Source organism: Deltaproteobacteria bacterium HGW-Deltaproteobacteria-6, assembly GCA_002840435.1.
GTDB lineage: Bacteria > Desulfobacterota > Syntrophia > Syntrophales > Smithellaceae > UBA8904.
This window is the reverse complement of record PHAT01000004.1, coordinates 40,484-56,726: the sequence shown is the minus strand read 5'-3', so window position 1 is coordinate 56,726 and position 16,243 is coordinate 40,484. Positions and strand designations below refer to the sequence as shown.

At 50.8% G+C, this 16,243-nt stretch carries 18 protein-coding genes; 14 read left to right on the top strand and 4 right to left on the bottom strand.

Annotated features, from left to right (window positions below; translation table 11 throughout):
- Nucleotides 1–92 precede the first annotated feature (92 nt).
- The 3 genes from CVU71_08670 to CVU71_08660 form a co-directional block, all read right to left on the bottom strand.
- Nucleotides 93–1,364, bottom strand: coding sequence for a hypothetical protein (locus CVU71_08670; GenBank protein PKN18859.1), 1,272 nt, complete (start codon nt 1,362–1,364; stop codon nt 93–95).
- A complete protein-coding gene (locus CVU71_08665; GenBank protein ID PKN18858.1) occupies nt 1,361–3,253 on the bottom strand; it encodes a hypothetical protein in 1,893 nt (630 codons plus the stop codon). Before CVU71_08665 ends, CVU71_08670 begins: the two co-directional genes overlap by 4 nt.
- A 262-nt stretch (nt 3,254–3,515) precedes the next feature.
- Entirely contained in the window at nt 3,516–4,211 is a 696-nt protein-coding gene (locus tag CVU71_08660) for a High molecular weight rubredoxin (GenBank protein PKN18857.1), read from the bottom strand.
- Between the two features lie 231 nt (nt 4,212–4,442).
- Between CVU71_08660 and CVU71_08655 the strand changes: the two genes are divergently transcribed.
- The 14 genes from CVU71_08655 to CVU71_08590 all read left to right on the top strand — a co-directional run bounded on the left by CVU71_08655 (nt 4,443) and on the right by CVU71_08590 (nt 15,845).
- A complete protein-coding gene (locus CVU71_08655) occupies nt 4,443–5,033 on the top strand; it encodes a bifunctional 3-hydroxydecanoyl-ACP dehydratase/trans-2-decenoyl-ACP isomerase (GenBank protein ID PKN19149.1) in 591 nt (196 codons plus the stop codon).
- A gap of 112 nt (nt 5,034–5,145) precedes the next feature.
- Complete coding sequence (locus CVU71_08650) at nt 5,146–5,517, top strand: hypothetical protein (GenBank protein PKN18856.1); 372 nt, start codon at nt 5,146–5,148, stop codon at nt 5,515–5,517.
- Between the two features lie 63 nt (nt 5,518–5,580).
- The gene (locus CVU71_08645; GenBank protein PKN18855.1) at nt 5,581–5,850 is read left to right on the top strand and encodes an acyl carrier protein; all 270 of its coding nucleotides are present in this window, start codon (nt 5,581–5,583) and stop codon (nt 5,848–5,850) included.
- Nucleotides 5,851–5,918: 68 nt separating this feature from the next.
- Nucleotides 5,919–7,268, top strand: a complete 1,350-nt coding sequence (locus tag CVU71_08640; GenBank protein PKN18854.1) for a B12-binding domain-containing radical SAM protein — start codon at nt 5,919–5,921, stop codon at nt 7,266–7,268.
- Nucleotides 7,269–8,078 (top strand): polysaccharide deacetylase family protein, encoded by an 810-nt coding sequence (locus tag CVU71_08635; protein ID PKN18853.1) that lies wholly within the window; start codon nt 7,269–7,271, stop codon nt 8,076–8,078. It abuts the gene before it with no gap.
- Between the two features lie 175 nt (nt 8,079–8,253).
- Complete coding sequence (locus CVU71_08630) at nt 8,254–8,658, top strand: hypothetical protein (protein ID PKN18852.1); 405 nt, start codon at nt 8,254–8,256, stop codon at nt 8,656–8,658.
- A 13-nt stretch (nt 8,659–8,671) separates the two neighbouring features.
- Complete coding sequence (locus CVU71_08625; GenBank protein PKN19148.1) at nt 8,672–8,923, top strand: phosphopantetheine-binding protein; 252 nt, start codon at nt 8,672–8,674, stop codon at nt 8,921–8,923.
- Nucleotides 8,924–8,944: 21 nt separating this feature from the next.
- Complete coding sequence (locus CVU71_08620; protein ID PKN18851.1) at nt 8,945–10,024, top strand: radical SAM protein; 1,080 nt, start codon at nt 8,945–8,947, stop codon at nt 10,022–10,024.
- A 46-nt stretch (nt 10,025–10,070) separates the two neighbouring features.
- Nucleotides 10,071–11,066, top strand: a complete 996-nt coding sequence (locus CVU71_08615; GenBank protein PKN18850.1) for a radical SAM protein — start codon at nt 10,071–10,073, stop codon at nt 11,064–11,066.
- 217 nt (nt 11,067–11,283) lie between these two features.
- A complete protein-coding gene (locus tag CVU71_08610) occupies nt 11,284–12,531 on the top strand; it encodes a beta-ketoacyl-[acyl-carrier-protein] synthase family protein (GenBank protein PKN19147.1) in 1,248 nt (415 codons plus the stop codon).
- A gap of 135 nt (nt 12,532–12,666) precedes the next feature.
- Nucleotides 12,667–13,932: a beta-ketoacyl-[acyl-carrier-protein] synthase family protein gene (locus CVU71_08605; protein ID PKN18849.1), complete on the top strand. Its 1,266-nt coding sequence runs from the start codon at nt 12,667–12,669 to the stop codon at nt 13,930–13,932.
- Between the two features lies 1 nt (nt 13,933).
- On the top strand, nt 13,934–14,419 hold the full coding sequence (locus CVU71_08600) for an acyl-CoA thioesterase (protein PKN18848.1): 486 nt from the start codon (nt 13,934–13,936) through the stop codon (nt 14,417–14,419).
- Nucleotides 14,392–15,267 (top strand): hypothetical protein, encoded by an 876-nt coding sequence (locus CVU71_08595; GenBank protein PKN18847.1) that lies wholly within the window; start codon nt 14,392–14,394, stop codon nt 15,265–15,267. Before CVU71_08600 ends, CVU71_08595 begins: the two co-directional genes overlap by 28 nt.
- On the top strand, nt 15,249–15,845 hold the full coding sequence (locus CVU71_08590; protein ID PKN18846.1) for a hypothetical protein: 597 nt from the start codon (nt 15,249–15,251) through the stop codon (nt 15,843–15,845). The genes CVU71_08595 and CVU71_08590 overlap by 19 nt, the downstream gene beginning before the upstream one ends.
- Here CVU71_08590 and CVU71_08585 read toward each other — a convergent pair.
- The gene (locus tag CVU71_08585) at nt 15,842–16,099 is read right to left on the bottom strand and encodes a DUF493 domain-containing protein (GenBank protein ID PKN18845.1); all 258 of its coding nucleotides are present in this window, start codon (nt 16,097–16,099) and stop codon (nt 15,842–15,844) included. The two genes, CVU71_08590 and CVU71_08585, sit on opposite strands and share 4 nt — an antisense overlap.
- Between the last annotated feature and the right edge of the window lie 144 nt (nt 16,100–16,243).

Below are 16,243 nucleotides of genomic sequence, written 5' to 3'. Positions count from 1 at the left end.
CACGCCACAGGCCGGGCAGGTCCATGAATCGGGCATGTCCCCAAGCGAGTACCGCAAGCGATGCTGTTGCCCGGTAGAAGATGATCCGTTAGTTACGGTTTCGTCTGCCGGAAGACACGGTATTGAAGAAAAATAAGTCCGGCTATTCCCATGATCACTAAAATATAGAGCAGATATTTGTAACGTTCGGTGAAAGGCAATCTTGCACGGTTCCCGGCAAATTCAAGGTTGGTGTGTGCTTTACCGAGAGCGGCTAGCGGCAGCGCATCTAAATTCTGCTTTGTAACCATTCCGGCTAAATCATACTGAGGTCGTCCGGCCAGCGGATTGCCCCAGAAAAGATACATTTTCTGATCAGACTGCTTAAAAACAAGCAGGCGTTGATAGCCGTTGCCGGATACGCCGGTAACGGAGAGAGGCTGGCTGTCCAGGTTTTTGAAAATCAGGCGAAATTCCTGAGCGGCAATTTCCGGAATGTCTATGGCTAATTTCGATTCATGCATGGCGGGTGTATCGAAGCTGTAGATGGTTCCCTGTGCCCAGTGTTGCCACTCGCCCGTCTCCCTTTTGATCTGCACATCTACGGTGCGTTGAAAGTTACGTTCCGGCGTTGTAATGATTAATCGATCAATCGGAAAAATCGTGTTCATTCGGACAATAGCGCTGTTTTCCTTCCGGGAGGCATTGATCTCCGACTTTTCGATTTTTCCGGGGACAGCATAGATTTGCTCCCGTGAAACGGTTTCGCGCAGCACTTTGACGTCATCAATGGTTAAGGGCTGTCCATTATTGTTATTAATTATAAGCATCAGTTGATGAAAATTGGTTTGCGGAAAAGTTATACGGGTATGCCGGAGCATTTCCCTCCTGGGAATATCAAAAATAATGCCGTCTTTACGAATAACATTCCATTTCTTTCCATCAACGCTGCCCAGCACCTGTACCTGACGGACAAAGTCGGTGTCGGGCGTGACGATGTCCACGGCATTTATGCTTGTGGCTGGTTTGTCAATCAGCAGTTCCAGTGAGGTTTCACCTTTTTCCGTGAGCGAAAGATTCTGCATCCGGTGGGGTATTTCTTCCTGAATTTTTTCCGGCCTTCTGGTCGCGATCTGCCAGGCAACGTCCTCCTTCCGGTTTGTTACCACCCGTAAATCGGCAAAAGCCGTTTTACCGGGCATGTCACCTAATAGATTCGGATACAGATGAAGTTTGACCAGGCTGCCTGTGCCATTGTCCTGCGGCGTCTGAATTTCGGCGTACTTTTCCCAGAGCCGTTCATCAAAGGGAGCACAGAATCCGGTTGCTGCGGAAAGCAAAACAAGAACGATACAAAAAAGAATGCAGGAAAAAAATCTCGTCATGATTCATCTTCTCCGAAAATAATATGTTTGAAACGATTATAGCCATACGCAACGATCAGCAAAAGCAGGCCCAGCACAATAAATGAAATGATGCGATAGAAGGTTCTGAGTGAGGAAAGATCAAGCATGAAGACTTTCAACGCCGTCGCGCCCAGCAGCAGGATGCCCAGCAGGCGCGCTCCGCGCAGCTGTTTAAAAATACCCACGCCGATCAAAATAGAAGCATACAGCGCCCAGAGGACGGAGAGTGAAAGCTGATAGGCATAATGGGAGTCCGCCCAGTCCAGAACATGCCGGGGAGACTGGAAGCGGAAGAAATCGTGGACTTCGACGGACAACAGGACAAGCGACAGGGCCTGAGTGATGATGAAAACGCATTTCAGGACGGGCTCTTCGTCCCGGTTGAGCTTGGCTTTATAATACCAGAGGGCGTACATCAAAATATAAAAACCCGTTATCGCTGCCGCGCAAACAAGAAATCGGCCATTCAGGATTGGCATGAAATTCTGGAACGGTTCAAAATGAATGCTGACATCCTGCATGAAGCGGAACAGTACTGCAAAACCGATCAGATATGCCGCACGCCTCAATATCGGCAAATCCATTTTGAGGCCGATCCATCCCAGAGCGGCCATCTCGGCTGCCAGTGCGGGCATAATCCAGTGTTGCTCAAGAATAATAAATGTTGCGGCAACGGTCATGATCACCGAAGCGATGGCATAGGCAACTGTGGTTGTTTGAGCTGCGGGGGCACCTCGCCTGATGATCAGGGCAAGGATAATCTCAATGGCGGCCAGGATTAAGGTAAAAATCTTTACCGGCCAGACCAGTAAAAAATGATATTGGAAGAAAAAAGCCAGAAAGAAAAAAGCTGCCGAGCCGAAAATAATGAATTGGTCAAAGGTGGAAGCATCATTTTTTGAATAAAGGCGGGCCAGCAGAATGTAACCATTATAGAAGATGAAAAAAACAGCTATAACGCCAAAGGCAAGCAAGCGTTGGGCATCCGTGTAATATTCCGCATGCCAGCCGAGATAAATCAATACTGTGCCGCAAAGGGATGCTGCCGCCAGTGACGGCCAGGGACGGAAACGAGAGAGCAGCAGGGTGCCCGCATCCAGAAGCAGAATGTATCCGAACAGCGTAAAAGGCTGGTTTTGTCCGGTGGACAGCATGATCGGGGTGAGAAAGCCGCCCGTGAGGGCAATGGCGGCCAGGGAAAAAGTCGAATATCGGACGGAAAGCGTCATCCCGGTGGTTGTAACCGCCAGCATGCAGGCTATTGCGAGTGGTGCGGGGATCAGATGATAGAGAGCAAAGGCTGCGTATAATGAAAGGTAAAGCACCGCCAGGCCGCCTCCGCTTAACATCTGTCCATACAGTCCGAGGTTTTTCTTCTTTTGCAGATATTCCCCCGCGCCAATAAACACGGCCCCCCAAATGATCCCCAGAATGACACGACCCGTTTCGCCGATCAGTTTATTGTCAAATGAATATTTAAGAAAGAAGGCAATTCCGAAAAGAATTGCCAATACCCCGATACGGCCGATCCAGCGTGTGCCGATTACGTTTTCCAGTGAAGGGTCAATCGATTTTTTTGTTTCTTTTTTGGATTCCGGTTCGGGAATGAAAATGCCCCGTGATGAATCATCCCCTTTATTTTGCTGTGCCGGCATCCTTTGCATGGCAGGAGGGACGTTTTTTAACTTTGCTATTTCATCTTCAAGACTTTTAACCTTCGCAATAAGCACATCGATACACTGGTCACGTTCTTGTTCGGATCGCATAGGCATCTCACCCTCGGATTCAGTAATGTCGGCAACACGGCTGGTAGTTCTATGTACTGGTGATTTATGATTTTGTTGCTGGCTAATACCATTATCCGGCATTTTCCGCAATCCGGATTTTCTTTGGTTTCTCAGGAGAGGTGTCTGGTCATCGGCAAAAAAGCACTGAATGGATCAGTGTAAAGCTTCAAATGATGATGAGCATAGGTCATTGCGATCGATGACCGCTTTATTTTCCTTTGTGCCTTTGTGCCTCTGTGCCTCGCCATCTCGTTGACCTTCAGGTTATCAGGTGGTTGGCCTTCAGCCTTCAGTCTTCAGTCTTCAGTCTTCAGTCTTCAGTCTTCAGTCTTCAGCCTTGCCCCTACTTCTCAATCTCAAACATCGATTTTTCCGCGCCGCAGACCGGGCAGGTCCAGGAATCGGGAATATCCTCAAAACGGGTGCCGGGGGCGATGCCTTGGTCCGGGTCGCCTTTTTCAGGATCATAGACATAACCGCAGACGCTGCACACGTATCGCGCGGCGGTTTGTGCCTGCGGCTTGGTGGAGTTTCCGTTCGGATCAAATGTTGGTGCGTTTTTGGGAGATTTGCCGCCCTTAACATTCTGGTAATAGGCGTAAGTCATGGGCGTCCCGTTTCCGATAGCATCCGCATCGACAACCTTGCCTAAAAAGATGGTGTGCGTGCCGCAATCCAGGTCACCCACCACTTCCGCTTCGATAAATCCGATGGAGTAATCCAGAACCACGGGTATGCCGGTGGCGCCGGTTTTTGTTTTGATGTCTTTGAGTTTATCAATGTCACGGCCACTTTTAAAACCGAACAGGCCGATGAAAGTCATCGGAGCGTCTTGTGTTATAATCGAAACTGCAAATTTCCGGCTGCTCTTGATCAATTCATGTGTGAAATTTTCCTTATTAATGCAGATGGCCAGCGTGGCGGGGGATGATGTGGCCTGCATGATGGAATTGGCGATCTGGCCGTTGAATTTGCCGTCCTGACCGGATGTGACAATATAAACGCCGTAGCTGATGTGATGGAGGGCTGCTCTGTTCATGTGTTCTTTCCTCTTTTCCGGGTGAATTTCATGGGTTGATCTTATAGCCGAATTTTATTTTTCGTGCCATGAAATTTCTTCCGGGTTTTTTCTTTTGACAAATTGCGGTTTCTCTTATAGTGATTTTAAAACTAGATATTCTGCCGTTTTATCCACTCCAGCCGGGCTTAGAGCGCTGGAATTCCAACCTGATGGATCAGGACCCTTAAATGGAAAGAGAAGAGTTTTATGATTGCCTATCAAGAATTTTTGCAGAAGAAGTCTTTTACGTTTGAAGAAATCCTTGCCTTTTCCCACGGGACGCTGATTGATAGCCCGCCGGCCGGGCTGGAAGCCCGTTTGCCCGCGCCGCCGTTCCTGATGGTGGACCGCATTACGCTGATTGAGAGCACCGGCAATACCGGGAAAATTATCGCCGAACAGGATGTCCGCCTGGATGCGTGGTATTTTCAGTGCCATTTCCTGGGCGATCCGGTGCAACCGGGATGTCTGGGGGTGGACGCGATCTGGCAGCTTTTAGGTTTTTTCTGCGTCTGGCGCGGATCGCTGGGAACAGGTAGAGCGCTGGGATGCGGTGAAGTGGTTTTTAACGGCCAGATCCGGCCGTTCAATAAATGTATCCGTTTCGAAATCGATGTCCGGCGTTATTCTCAGCTCAAGGATTCCGGGGCATCCATGGTGATAGGCGACGGCCGGATTTATGTGGATGATGAACTGATTGCCACCGTCGGACAGGCCAGGACCGGTATTTTCAAGGATATCCGATACCCCGATTATCCGAACCGGTCAAAAAATTCTACAGGCGGGATTATGCAAAGGTAAAGAAAATCGCCTTCCCTTTGTTTTATAACCGGTAAAAAAACATTGAAAATCTTTTCCGCCTGGGGCTATGATCGCCCAATTTTTTAAATAACTTGTTTGATTGGGACAGGTTTTGAACATTATTAAAAAATCGGCTATTTATTTTGCCCGGAAGAATTATTGCAAAACAGCCATCGAGGACCGCGCCGATCTGTCGGCCATCCGGAAAAAACCGACGCTTCCGATGATTGTCGGCCTTGTCATGGTCGCCTTCAGCTATGTGATCGGCATGCCGACGGTTATTGCGCTGGGCGTCTATGCGGTCTCGATAGGACAACCCCTGATGGGCGTCATCGGCGGGGCCGTGATCTACGCGATTTCCACCATTCTCTTTTTCATCGGCATCAAGATGGCGGGGGAAAAATATTTCCAGGTGTTTTGCCGATGGCTTACGCGGATTGTGCTGGAAAAAATTCTCGGCGACGATATCCGGGAGATTTCCTGATCCGATTTTAAAAATATACAGGGTGAAGCGTTTATCCGCTTAATTAAAATATTGAGGTATTTCATGAGCACGGTAGAAGAAATCATTGATGAACTGAAGGTTAAAATCATTGCGACACTGGGATTGCTGGATGTAACCCCTGCAGATATTAAGGATGATGATCCGCTGGTGGGCGGCGATACGGGCATTGATTCCATTGATGTGCTGGAACTGGTCATGATGATTGAAAAGGATTACGGCGTTAAGATTGAGAGCAAAGAACTGGGCGCCAGGGTATTTGCCTCGGTTCGCGCCCTGGCAACTTTTATCCTGCAGGCAAAGGCATCCAAGTAGGGAAAGGTCGCGACCGTTCCCTGCTGATACAACTGTTAGGTCACGGCTGCCGGGAGCATGATGTTTTCATGAAGAAAGTATTGCTGATTTCCGCCAATATGATGAAAAATCCCTATCCGGTCTATCCGCTGGGGCTGGATTATGTGGCAGGCTCACTCCATTCCCGCTATGAAACAAAAATTCTGGACATGAATGATTTTCCCTTTCTGGAAACTCTGGGGGAACAAATTCGCAGGTACGCGCCGGATTATATCGGCCTCTCCATTCGCAACATTGATAATACAGACACGATCAACAGCCTGGGATTTCTATCCGACTATCAGGATCTGGCCGCCGTGATCCGTCAGAATTCAGATGCCGCGCTCATTCTGGGGGGGAGCGGCTACACGATTTTCCCTGTGGAATTTGTCCGTGCGCTCCATGCGGATTACGGCATTGCCGGAGAAGGGGAGAGGTTGTCTGCGCTCCTCCACGCGCTGGATAACAAAACCGATGTCACGTCCATTCCGGGTATCGTGACCGGACTTTCACAAAAGGTTTCCTGCCGGGCGTGGGACGGCGCCATGAACCGGGCGTTTGAACCGGATGCCGCGCATGTGAAATATTATCTGTCCTGCGGCGGTATGCTTAATCTCCAGACGAAAAGAGGCTGCCCGTTTCGATGCAGCTACTGCACCTATCCCCACATTGAAGGCCGCCGGATGCGTTTTTTCGCCCCCGCTGAAATTGCAAAACAGGCCCGCGATTTACAGGAAGCCGGTGCAAAATACATTTTTCTGACCGATTCCGCTTTCAACGCCAGCTACGACCATAGCCTGCAAGTGGCGGAGGCTTTCAGGAAATCCTCGGTCACCATACCCTGGGGAGGGTTTTTTGCTCCCACGGTTCCTCCGGATGATTATTACCGGAAGCTGGCCGCGGCAGGACTCACACATGTGGAATTCGGTACGGAGTCGATGTCTGACGCCATGCTGACAAACCTGCAAAAACCGTTTGCCTCCGCCGACGTTTTCCGGGCGCATCAAAGCGCACTTGCGGCGGGTTTGCATATCGCCCATTATTTTCTGCTGGGAGGACCCGGTGAAAACGAAGAAACGCTGCAAGACACCCTGAACAAAGTTGATCAGCTGAACCGCGCGGTGTTTTTCTTTTTTTGCGGCATCCGTATTTACCCGCATACGGATCTGTATGATACGGCGCTCCGCGAAGGCCAGATCAGCGCCTCGCAGAATCTGATCGAACCGGTTTTCTACCGGTCTCCCTTTATCTCCGGTATTGAAATTCTGAAAAGAGTCGAGACGCATGCGGGCGGCCGGCAAAACTGGCTGGTCGGCGCGGGCGAAAACAAGACCAGCGGTATTTTGCCCAGGCTCTATGAGCGGGGGTATACGGGACCCTTGTGGGAGTATCTGATCTAAATGAAAATACAGCTGCGAAACATGAATCGGGCCGAGGTCGCCGGTATCATTCTGCTGCTGGCCGCCTTTGCGGCTTTTTTCATCCATCCGCTGCTTTCAGCCGCTGTGGCATTTTCTTATATCGTTTTATGTGTGGGCGCCTGTTTTTTTCCGGGAACAAATTTCCTGGGGCAGGTCATCAGCCGCGGTAATACAGGGGAAAATAAGGTGTCCCTTACCTTTGACGACGGGCCTTCTGAATTTACAACCGTCAGGATCCTTGATTTGCTTGACCGGCATCACGTGAAAGCGACGTTTTTTGTGACGGGCATCAATGCCGCGCAATTTCCGGATCTCATCTCTGAGATTGTCCGGCGAGGCCACAGCATCGGCAATCATTCCCACCATCATGATCCCTTTGTGATGATGAAGAGTTACCGGACGCTTTTTTGCGAAGTTGACGAGGCCGGGCGTGTTTTACAAAAAATGGGTATTGATGCGCTGGCTTTTCGTCCGCCGGTCGGCATTATCAATCCTAAACTTCCTTCTATTCTCAAGCAGTTGGGGCTGTTTTGCGTAACCTTCAGTTGCCGGGCGCGGGACGCGGGTAATTTACGCGTAAAAAATATGGCCGCGCGGATTCTGGATAAAGTTAAAGGTGACGATATCATTCTTCTGCATGACAAGCCGCCGCGAAGGTCTGAAGATGATGATGTTTTATGGCTTGAATTTGAGAAGATTCTGACGGGCGTTTTGGAGAGGGGATTGTGTATTGTACCGCTGTCCGAGTTGATCGGAAAGAAGCTGATGAACTTGGAATCACAGACATAAATAACCGTTCCCGAAAGCGAATTTACGCTCTTTGAGTTGATTGACCGTCGCATGCCGCGGGGTTGGTTCATGGATTGACCGGAGAAAAAAATTTTGATTGAAAAAACAAACAGTGATATAGGGTCTAACCCTTGACTCATGATAAGGATAAAAGAAAATGACAAGGTGAAATGTTTTGGCGGATCGATGGAAATTACTCAATGAAGTCAAAAGGATTACGCCTAACACACTTGACGCCCGGGCTTGTGTGCCAAAGGACTCCATCTGGTTTGCCGGGCATTTTCCGGGCGAGCCGATTTTGCCGGGCATTGCGCTGCTCCATACCGTTTATGAAGCTATTTTGGGGGATGCCCGGGCGAGAGGGGAGTCCGTAAAAGTTTCTTCCCTGAAAAGAGTAAGATTTACAGGCCCTGTTTTGCCGGGAGAAACGCTGCTTTTGAGTCTGACCCGCGAAGATGGGACCGAAGAAATATTGTTTAATTTTAAAATATTAGTTAAGGAAAGTATTGTTTGCAGCGGCATGATCGCCGTCAACAATGTCATAGACAAAAAAGTTGAAAAGGAGGATGGGAATGCCTGAAAGTAAAGAAGCAATGGGCATTGTGCGGCATGTGGCCGAAATCATCATAGATGAGCTCAAGCTGGAAGACGTTACCCCGGATACGTTCAATCCGGATATGGATCTGGTGGACGAACTGGGTATCGACAGTATGGATCTGGCAACCATCGCGCTGGTTTTGCAGGATGAGTATAAAATTACCATCGATGAAGACGATTATCCCAAGTTAAAAACCGTGCGTCTTATTTGTGACTATATAGAAGAGAAGATTGCCCAGAGGCATTAGGGGTAATAACCAGACATCTCTATGACACTAAACGATAAAATATCCGTTCCATCCGATAAACCTAAATTTTCGGATCTTCTGGCCAGTCCGGACGTCCGGACGCGCTGGGAGAAAGTGCGGAAATATTTTTTCCTGCGGGAATCGACATACGATATGAGCAATCGCTGCAATATCCGTTGCGACGGCTGCTATTATTTTGAGGGTGATAAACAGTTTGCCGTAGAGAATCTGTCACCCGAAGACTGGCGAGCGCTGATGCAGGGGGAAAAGGCCCGCGGCATCACCTATGTTGTTCTGGCGGGAGCGGAGCCCTCGCTGGTGCCGGATTTGCTGGATGTCTGTTATTCAGAAATGCCGCTCGGGAGCATCGCCACCAACGGCTTTAAAAAAATACCGGAATCAGTCGGGTATAAAATTCATATCTCGGTCTGGGGAAATGATGAAACCAGCAGCAAAACAAGACAAGCTAAAAATCTTTTGAAAAAACAGATTGAAAATTACCGGAATGATCCCCGGGCGGTCTTTGTCTACACGTTTACCAGGGAAAACATTGATGAAGTGAACGAAGTGGCTGCCGAGCTTAAAGCCAATGGCTGCAAACTGACTTTTAACGTTTTTTCTTCTCCGGTCGGTTACGCGGGGCCGCTGCGCCATGATCGTGAGTCGTTAGCCCGGACACGCAAAGCGATGATCGCACTTTTGAACCAATATCCGGAGCATGTCCTTTTTTCGGCCTACAACGCTGTCGCGCATACCAGCGAAAAAGGGCTGCATGATCTGTACAGCTGTTCCTATCCCCGCTGCAATGCCTCGCAGGATATCGGTTTGGGGCGCTCCTTCCGCCAGTACCGGACGGACTTGAACTGGGATCGGTCCGTGGCCTGCTGCGTGCCGGATACGGATTGTGACGATTGCCGTCATTATGCGGCCGGTTCCGCCGTTGTGACGGCGCGACTTTACCGCCACGTGACCTCTCTTGCCGCCTTTCAATCCTGGCTTGATTATGTCGATACCTATCTGGCGGTTTGGGTGATGGGGTACGAAAAAGGAAAAAATCTCTGCTCGGAGATCATTTGTCCGCCGGGTGCGGCCGTAAGCTGAGTTGACGCTGAAAATAGTCTGGTGATGCACAAAAAGGAAGTAATGAATGAAAACCATTAGCGCACTGTTGGATTCCGGCTGGCATGATCGTTACCGGCGGATCGCCAGTCTCAACATTCGCAGTTCTATATATGATTTGACCAACCGCTGCAATTTACGCTGCAAAGGATGTTTCTTTTTTTCTTCCGGCGAACATCAGGTAACGGAAGAAATGGATATTAAAAAGTGGGAACAGTTCATTGACCGGGAAAAAGCCCGCGGGGTGAATCTGGCGATTCTGATCGGAGGCGAACCGACGCTGTGCATGGACAGGCTTGAGGCCTTCTATAAGCGGGTGCCCACTTACTGTGCGACCAACGGCCTGATTAAGGTGCCGCGGGACAGATTTCCCGACATGATGGTCGGCATTTCTCTGTGGGGCGGCGGTGAAGATGAAAAGGTTCTGAGGGGGAAAGATACCTTTGCCGTTTCCAGCAAAAATTACGAAGGCGATCCCAACACCTACTATCTGTACACCATTACGCCCCGTCAGGTGGGAAAAATCGAACCGGTTATTAAACGGATTGCCGATGTCGGTTTAAAAGTGCACTTGCAGCTTCTTTCCAACGATGAAAGCGTTGACGGATTTTACTGGCGGCCGGGAGCGCTTGCGGACTTGCGCGCAGAGATGGATGAGATGCTGGATCATTATCCGCGAACCATCATTTCCAGCAAGTATTATCATGAAGTGATCACCACCGGTATGATGTTGGGGCGGCGTTTCGGCTGGAATGAATGCCCGTCCGTCACGGAATCTCTGGATAACCGGCAGCCGCCCGTGCGCCGGCTGATTCATTTTTACCGCTGGGCTGCCGATCTGAAAGCGGTTCACCGCTGCTGCACATCCGCCACGCGGGAGTGTTCCACCTGTAAAGACGGCGCGGCGCATATGAGCTGGGTCATGGTCAATAAGCGTGAGCACATGAATACAACCCGTGATATGCAGAACTGGATTGAAGTTTATGAAATGTTCGCCAAGTTGTATCGGTTGATACCGTGGTAAAAAAGGTCATACCCCTTTGGGGCACAAGCGGTTCAATGGTTCAAAGTTCAAGGCTGAAAGATAAAACATATCAGGGGCGAAAGATCTTTTGCCCCTGCTTTTTTTGTCGGGAAATAATCAAAAAATATAATTGATATTTTTGAAAAGCTCTTGCATGATGACGCTTCATCAAAAATGCCTGTGGAACGGCTGATGGATTGAAAGGGATGAATTGATCGTGTCGGGGAAAACACTCATATTGGGCTATGACGCCGTTTCTTCTTTAGGAACGGATTGGGAAACCCAGTGGCGGCGCGCCGTGCGCGGGGATTGCGGCGTCGGGCTTCTGACCCGTTTCCCTTTGTCCCCGGTTTTTCCTGTGCGTGTGGCGGGTCAGGTGGATGACATCGATGTCAAACCTTATCCGTTTCTGCAGCCGCGGGAGATGGCGCACTGGACATCTCCCATTTTTAAACATGCGCTTCTGGTGGCTCATCGGGCGCTGAAACGAAGCGGCCTGGAAATTACATCCGGCATTGCGCCGCGCGTGGCCGTTACCTTCAGTTCGGCCGTCGGCGGTCTGGATGCGGTTTTAAAAGCGGACCGCCAGATGATTGCCGAAAATAAAATGCCGCATCCCTTTGCCAATCCCAATTCCTGCATCAACATGGTAGGCGGCAAGGTTTCCATCCTGACCGGGGCGACCGGCCCCATCAGTTCCACGATTACGGCCTGCGCTACCGGCGTTACGTCCATGATTATCGGCGACATGATGCTCAAACTCAATCTGGCGGATGTGGTGATTGCCGGTGCTGTTGATTTTCCGCTGGTTGAGCCGATTCTGGCCGGTTTTGCAACGATGAACGGCGCGTACCGTCCTAAGGAAGGGCAGCCCGAAGAGTCTCCCGAAAAAACCAGCCGTCCTTTTTCCGTCAACCGCAGAGGTTTTGTGGTGTCTGAAGGGGCGGGCTGTATCATCATGGCAACGGAAGACTTCACCCGGGCGCACGGCCTTGAAGCAAAAATTGAACTGGCGGGTTCGGCCATGACATCGGATGCCAGCCATTTTGTGGCGCCGAATCTTCCAACTGTGCAGAAGTGCATCGAACTTTCCATCACGGGTGCGGGGTTGCAGCCGCAGGATATTGACGCGGTCAATGCCCATGCGACATCGACCAAAATCGGAGATAAGGTGGAAGCGGAGGCCCTTCATAATATTTTCGGAAATGACGTGCCGCCGACGTCCGCTAATAAATCGCAACTGGGGCATGCGATGGGCGCCTCTTCTGCTATTGAAACGATTCTGTCCATGGAGGGAATGCTCAGGGATACCCTGCTGCCGACGATCAATTATGTTCCCGACTCTGCCCTGACGATCGATTGCGTGCCGGAAGGCGCCCGGACATTAGAACAGGAATTTGTCTTGAAAAATGCGTTTGGTTTCGGCGGCTGCAATTCCTGTCTGATCCTGCGCCGAATCGCTTAGGGGCCGTTAGGAAATAACCACCCATGCGGGTGGCAAGACGGTTGCATTTATTATGTTACGGCCCCTGATGCCGGTTATGATATCAAAATGATGCAGTGATTATTGAACGACGGCTTAACGGATACAGGGTAAATTATGAAACCTCCCCAAAACCGCAGAGTATTTGTTGTGGGCTACGGCACGGCCACCCCGCTGGGTGGCACATTCGAAAAAACCTGGCAGCGCGCCATAAAAGGCGAGGCGGGTTTTCGCAAGGTCACCCGCTGCAAGGTGGAATCAGCCTGTGATATCGTCGGCGAGATACCGGACTGGTTTCCACTCACGCTTGATTTCACGGACGCCAAGGAAGTGTATAACTGGAACGCGGCTTTTGTGATTTTGACGATGGCGGTCTGCAAGGACGCGCTGGCTGACGCGGGCATCACGATGGATGATCAAATTGCGCCGCGAATGGCGTGCCTGATCGGATCGGCGCTTAACGGATCGGATGCGTACCGGGTTGCCATGCACGACCTGGAGCACCGCGGTCCACTCAGAGTGAGTCCCTATCTGCTGCCGAATTTATGCGCCAATCTGCCCGCAGGCAAAGCGGGCATGCTTTTAAAATTTACCGGCCCCATTTTTTCGCCGCAGGGCGCCTGTGCGTCCGGCAATCACGCAATAGGCATCGGGGCGCGCATGATTCGCGACGGGGATTGCGATTTTGTCCTGGCGGGAGGGGCGGATGCGCCGATTCTGCCGGAGCTGATTCACGGCTTTGCCAATATGAATGCCACGATCAAGGTGCATCCTGATGACCGCGCCGCAAGCCATCATGCACAAGCATCGCGTCCTTTCAGCGTCGATCGCAAAGGGTTTGTTCTTTCGGAAGGCGCGGGCGTTGTCGTTCTGGCGGCCGAAGAAGTGATCAAGGCGCACGGATTGACACCGCGCGCCGAAGTGCTGGGCGTGGGATGGACATCCGATGCCCATCATTATACCAGCCCCAATCCGGTGACGATAATCCGGGCACTCAGGGAAACCATTGAAGATGCGGGCTTGAAGCCTGCCGATATTCAATATGTCAACGCCCACGGCACGTCCACGCCCAAAGGCGACCGGACGGAAGTCAAGTGCCTGCGCGAAGTCTTCGGCAGGGGAATAGAAAAGATTCCCGTATCATCGAACAAATCCCAGCTCGGCCATACGCTGGGAGCGACCGCGGCCATCGAAGCGGCGCTGACCATTGAAGGCATGAAGCAGGGCATCATTCTGCCGACGATCAATCATTTTCCCGATCCGGAGTTTGCCGATATTGATGTGGTGCCGAATACCGCCCGCAGACAAAAATATGAAATTGCGCTGTCCAATGCATTTGGCTTCGGCGGTACAAACTGCTGCGTGATCTTCCGAGGAGTGTGATATGAAACCGAAACCCTTTATGCCGGAGATGTATAAGGATAATGAAAAATATGTTCGCGATCGAACCACCGGGCTCGTCTGGCATCGGGCCATCTATCGCACGCTTTATGCCGATACCGACCGTTCGCAGGTTGTCTACCATTCCAATTATCTGCGTTATTTTGAATTCGGCCGCACCTCGCTGATGCGCGATGTGGCCTACTCCTACAAGGAAATAGAAGAAAGCGGCTATGTTTATCCCATTATCGATCTGGGGATTTCCTTTTATCAACCGCTGCATTATGACGACCTGATGTTTATCCACACGCGGCCGGTGAATCTGGAGCGGGTACGCCTGCAGTTTGACTATGTCGTCACGCACGCGGAAAAGGGATACCTCGTCTGCACAGGCTTTACCAAACATTGCGCGGCAAACACGTCGGGCAATCCGGTGGCGGTGGATAAGAAGACGGTTCATTTATGGCAAACCTTTCCCGGCAAAATATGAAAAACCGCTTTCCTTTTACGCTGGAAATCAGACCGTATTTGCGGGATCATTGTTTTGAAGGAAAGATCGTTTTACCCGCGGTGGAGGCCATGATTACTCTGGCTTGCGCCGTGAACAGCCATTTTCCGCAAACCGGCCTCCGAATGCTTGCTCAGGCAAAATTTCCGCGGATGTTAACCCTCGGGTCTGCCGACCATCAGGATGCGCAAGTCGAAGTGGAGTTTACCGGGGAAGATATCCGTGCTTCGCTTTTAACCTCCGTAAAAATAAATAACGGTGCAATGAGACGCACTCTGGAACACGCGCGGGTGACTTTTATCCAGAAGAAAGTTCTGCCCGGGCCGTCATTATCTTATCGGGATGCCCGGAAACTGGCGGGTGAGTGTATTCATGTCCCCGCCGCCTCGATCTATCGTGAGCTGATTCCTTTTGGTCCATCCTATCAGAACATCATCGGAGATCTTGCGGTATCGCCGGATGGCGCGCTGGCGGATATTGCGGGCGGCAGCGGCGAGGCCTGCGACCGGCTGCTGGGGTCTCCCTTTGTGCTGGACGCCGTGATGCATGCGGCCTGTGTCTGGGGGCAGCGGTTTACGAATATCGTTCCTTTTCCGGTCGGCATCGATCAGCGGATTATTCATCTGCCTGCAAAAAAAGGAGCGTCCTATCTGGCTCGGATTGCGCCGGTGGATGTCTGTCGCGAGTCTTTGATATTTGATGCCTGGATTTTTGACCAGAATGGTATAATGCACGAAAGCATCAGCGGTTTGCGCATGCGCGACGTGACTCATGGACGCATGCGGCCGCCCGGGTGGTTGAAGGAAGGGACATGGAAAAAGCTCTTTTGATCTGCCTACTGGCGTATCTGGCCGGGTCCGTCAATTTTGCGATCCTCTTTTTCAAAATTGCAGGCCTTGCTGATCCCCGCCTGAGTTTCAGCGGCAACGCCGGGACGACCAATGTTTACAGGCAGGCGGGTATGCTGTGGGCGGTGCTGGTTTTCACTCTGGATATCGGGCGGGCGCTGGCTGTGGCGGCCGTGGCCATGCATTTCATCCATGGCGAGTGGCTGGCCTGGGCTGCTTTTTTTCTGGTTTTGGGAAACAGCTTTCCCTGTTTTCATGGATTTCGCGGCGGCAAAGGCGTGGCCAACTATCTGGGATTTACGCTGCTTGTCGCCCCCTGGGCGACACTGCTTGCCGCTATTATCTGGGTTTCCGTTTACTGGGTGAAACGAACGCCGTTTATTGCGTCATTATTTATGGCGGCCACACTGTCCGTGGGAAATGCCGCGCCTTTTCAATGGTCGTTGTCCGCCACCCTGGGCGCTCTGGCAACCTTTGTGCTGATTTTTGTTAATCACGGAAGCAATATGACGCAATACGCGAAAGACAAGCAGGCGGAAGGGCAGGATGAACAAAGTTAAAGAACCAGTTTGATGGCCCGGTGGGCTTTCAACGCTTCATATAAATCCGTCCGATGGGCCTCACTCTCCACGGTCAGTTCCACATTCAGCGAAAAATATCTGGCCGTGTCACTTTGACGCGACAGGGATATCCTGCATTGACGATCCCGGATAATTTCAGAAACAGCGCTTTTCATTTCGTTTTGATCCGTGCCGATAATTTTATAAATCCATAAACACGGATAGTCTAAATGAAGTTTTTGTTTTTTGTCCATGGCCTGCCAGCTTTTTTATAGCGTTAAATTATCCGGAAAAGCAAATAGAGTCAAGCCGTTTCGCGGCTTTTTCCTCTTCAGAATTCACTTTGACAAGGTATGATGACTCTGGTAGAAATCCATCTGTAATGCGTCGTCTGCAAA

Coding starts and splice junctions, on each gene's coding strand:
- CVU71_08670 (PKN18859.1), bottom strand. CDS start 1,364: ATGACGAGATTTTTTTCCTGCATTCTTTTTTGTATCGTTCTTGTTTTG.
- CVU71_08665 (PKN18858.1), bottom strand. CDS start 3,253: ATGCCGGATAATGGTATTAGCCAGCAACAAAATCATAAATCACCAGTA.
- CVU71_08660 (PKN18857.1), bottom strand. CDS start 4,211: ATGAACAGAGCAGCCCTCCATCACATCAGCTACGGCGTTTATATTGTC.
- CVU71_08645 (PKN18855.1), top strand. CDS start 5,581: ATGAGCACGGTAGAAGAAATCATTGATGAACTGAAGGTTAAAATCATT.
- CVU71_08640 (PKN18854.1), top strand. CDS start 5,919: ATGAAGAAAGTATTGCTGATTTCCGCCAATATGATGAAAAATCCCTAT.
- CVU71_08635 (PKN18853.1), top strand. CDS start 7,269: ATGAAAATACAGCTGCGAAACATGAATCGGGCCGAGGTCGCCGGTATC.
- CVU71_08625 (PKN19148.1), top strand. CDS start 8,672: ATGGGCATTGTGCGGCATGTGGCCGAAATCATCATAGATGAGCTCAAG.
- CVU71_08620 (PKN18851.1), top strand. CDS start 8,945: ATGACACTAAACGATAAAATATCCGTTCCATCCGATAAACCTAAATTT.
- CVU71_08615 (PKN18850.1), top strand. CDS start 10,071: ATGAAAACCATTAGCGCACTGTTGGATTCCGGCTGGCATGATCGTTAC.
- CVU71_08605 (PKN18849.1), top strand. CDS start 12,667: ATGAAACCTCCCCAAAACCGCAGAGTATTTGTTGTGGGCTACGGCACG.
- CVU71_08600 (PKN18848.1), top strand. CDS start 13,934: ATGAAACCGAAACCCTTTATGCCGGAGATGTATAAGGATAATGAAAAA.
- CVU71_08595 (PKN18847.1), top strand. CDS start 14,392: ATGGCAAACCTTTCCCGGCAAAATATGAAAAACCGCTTTCCTTTTACG.
- CVU71_08590 (PKN18846.1), top strand. CDS start 15,249: ATGGAAAAAGCTCTTTTGATCTGCCTACTGGCGTATCTGGCCGGGTCC.
- CVU71_08585 (PKN18845.1), bottom strand. CDS start 16,099: ATGGACAAAAAACAAAAACTTCATTTAGACTATCCGTGTTTATGGATT.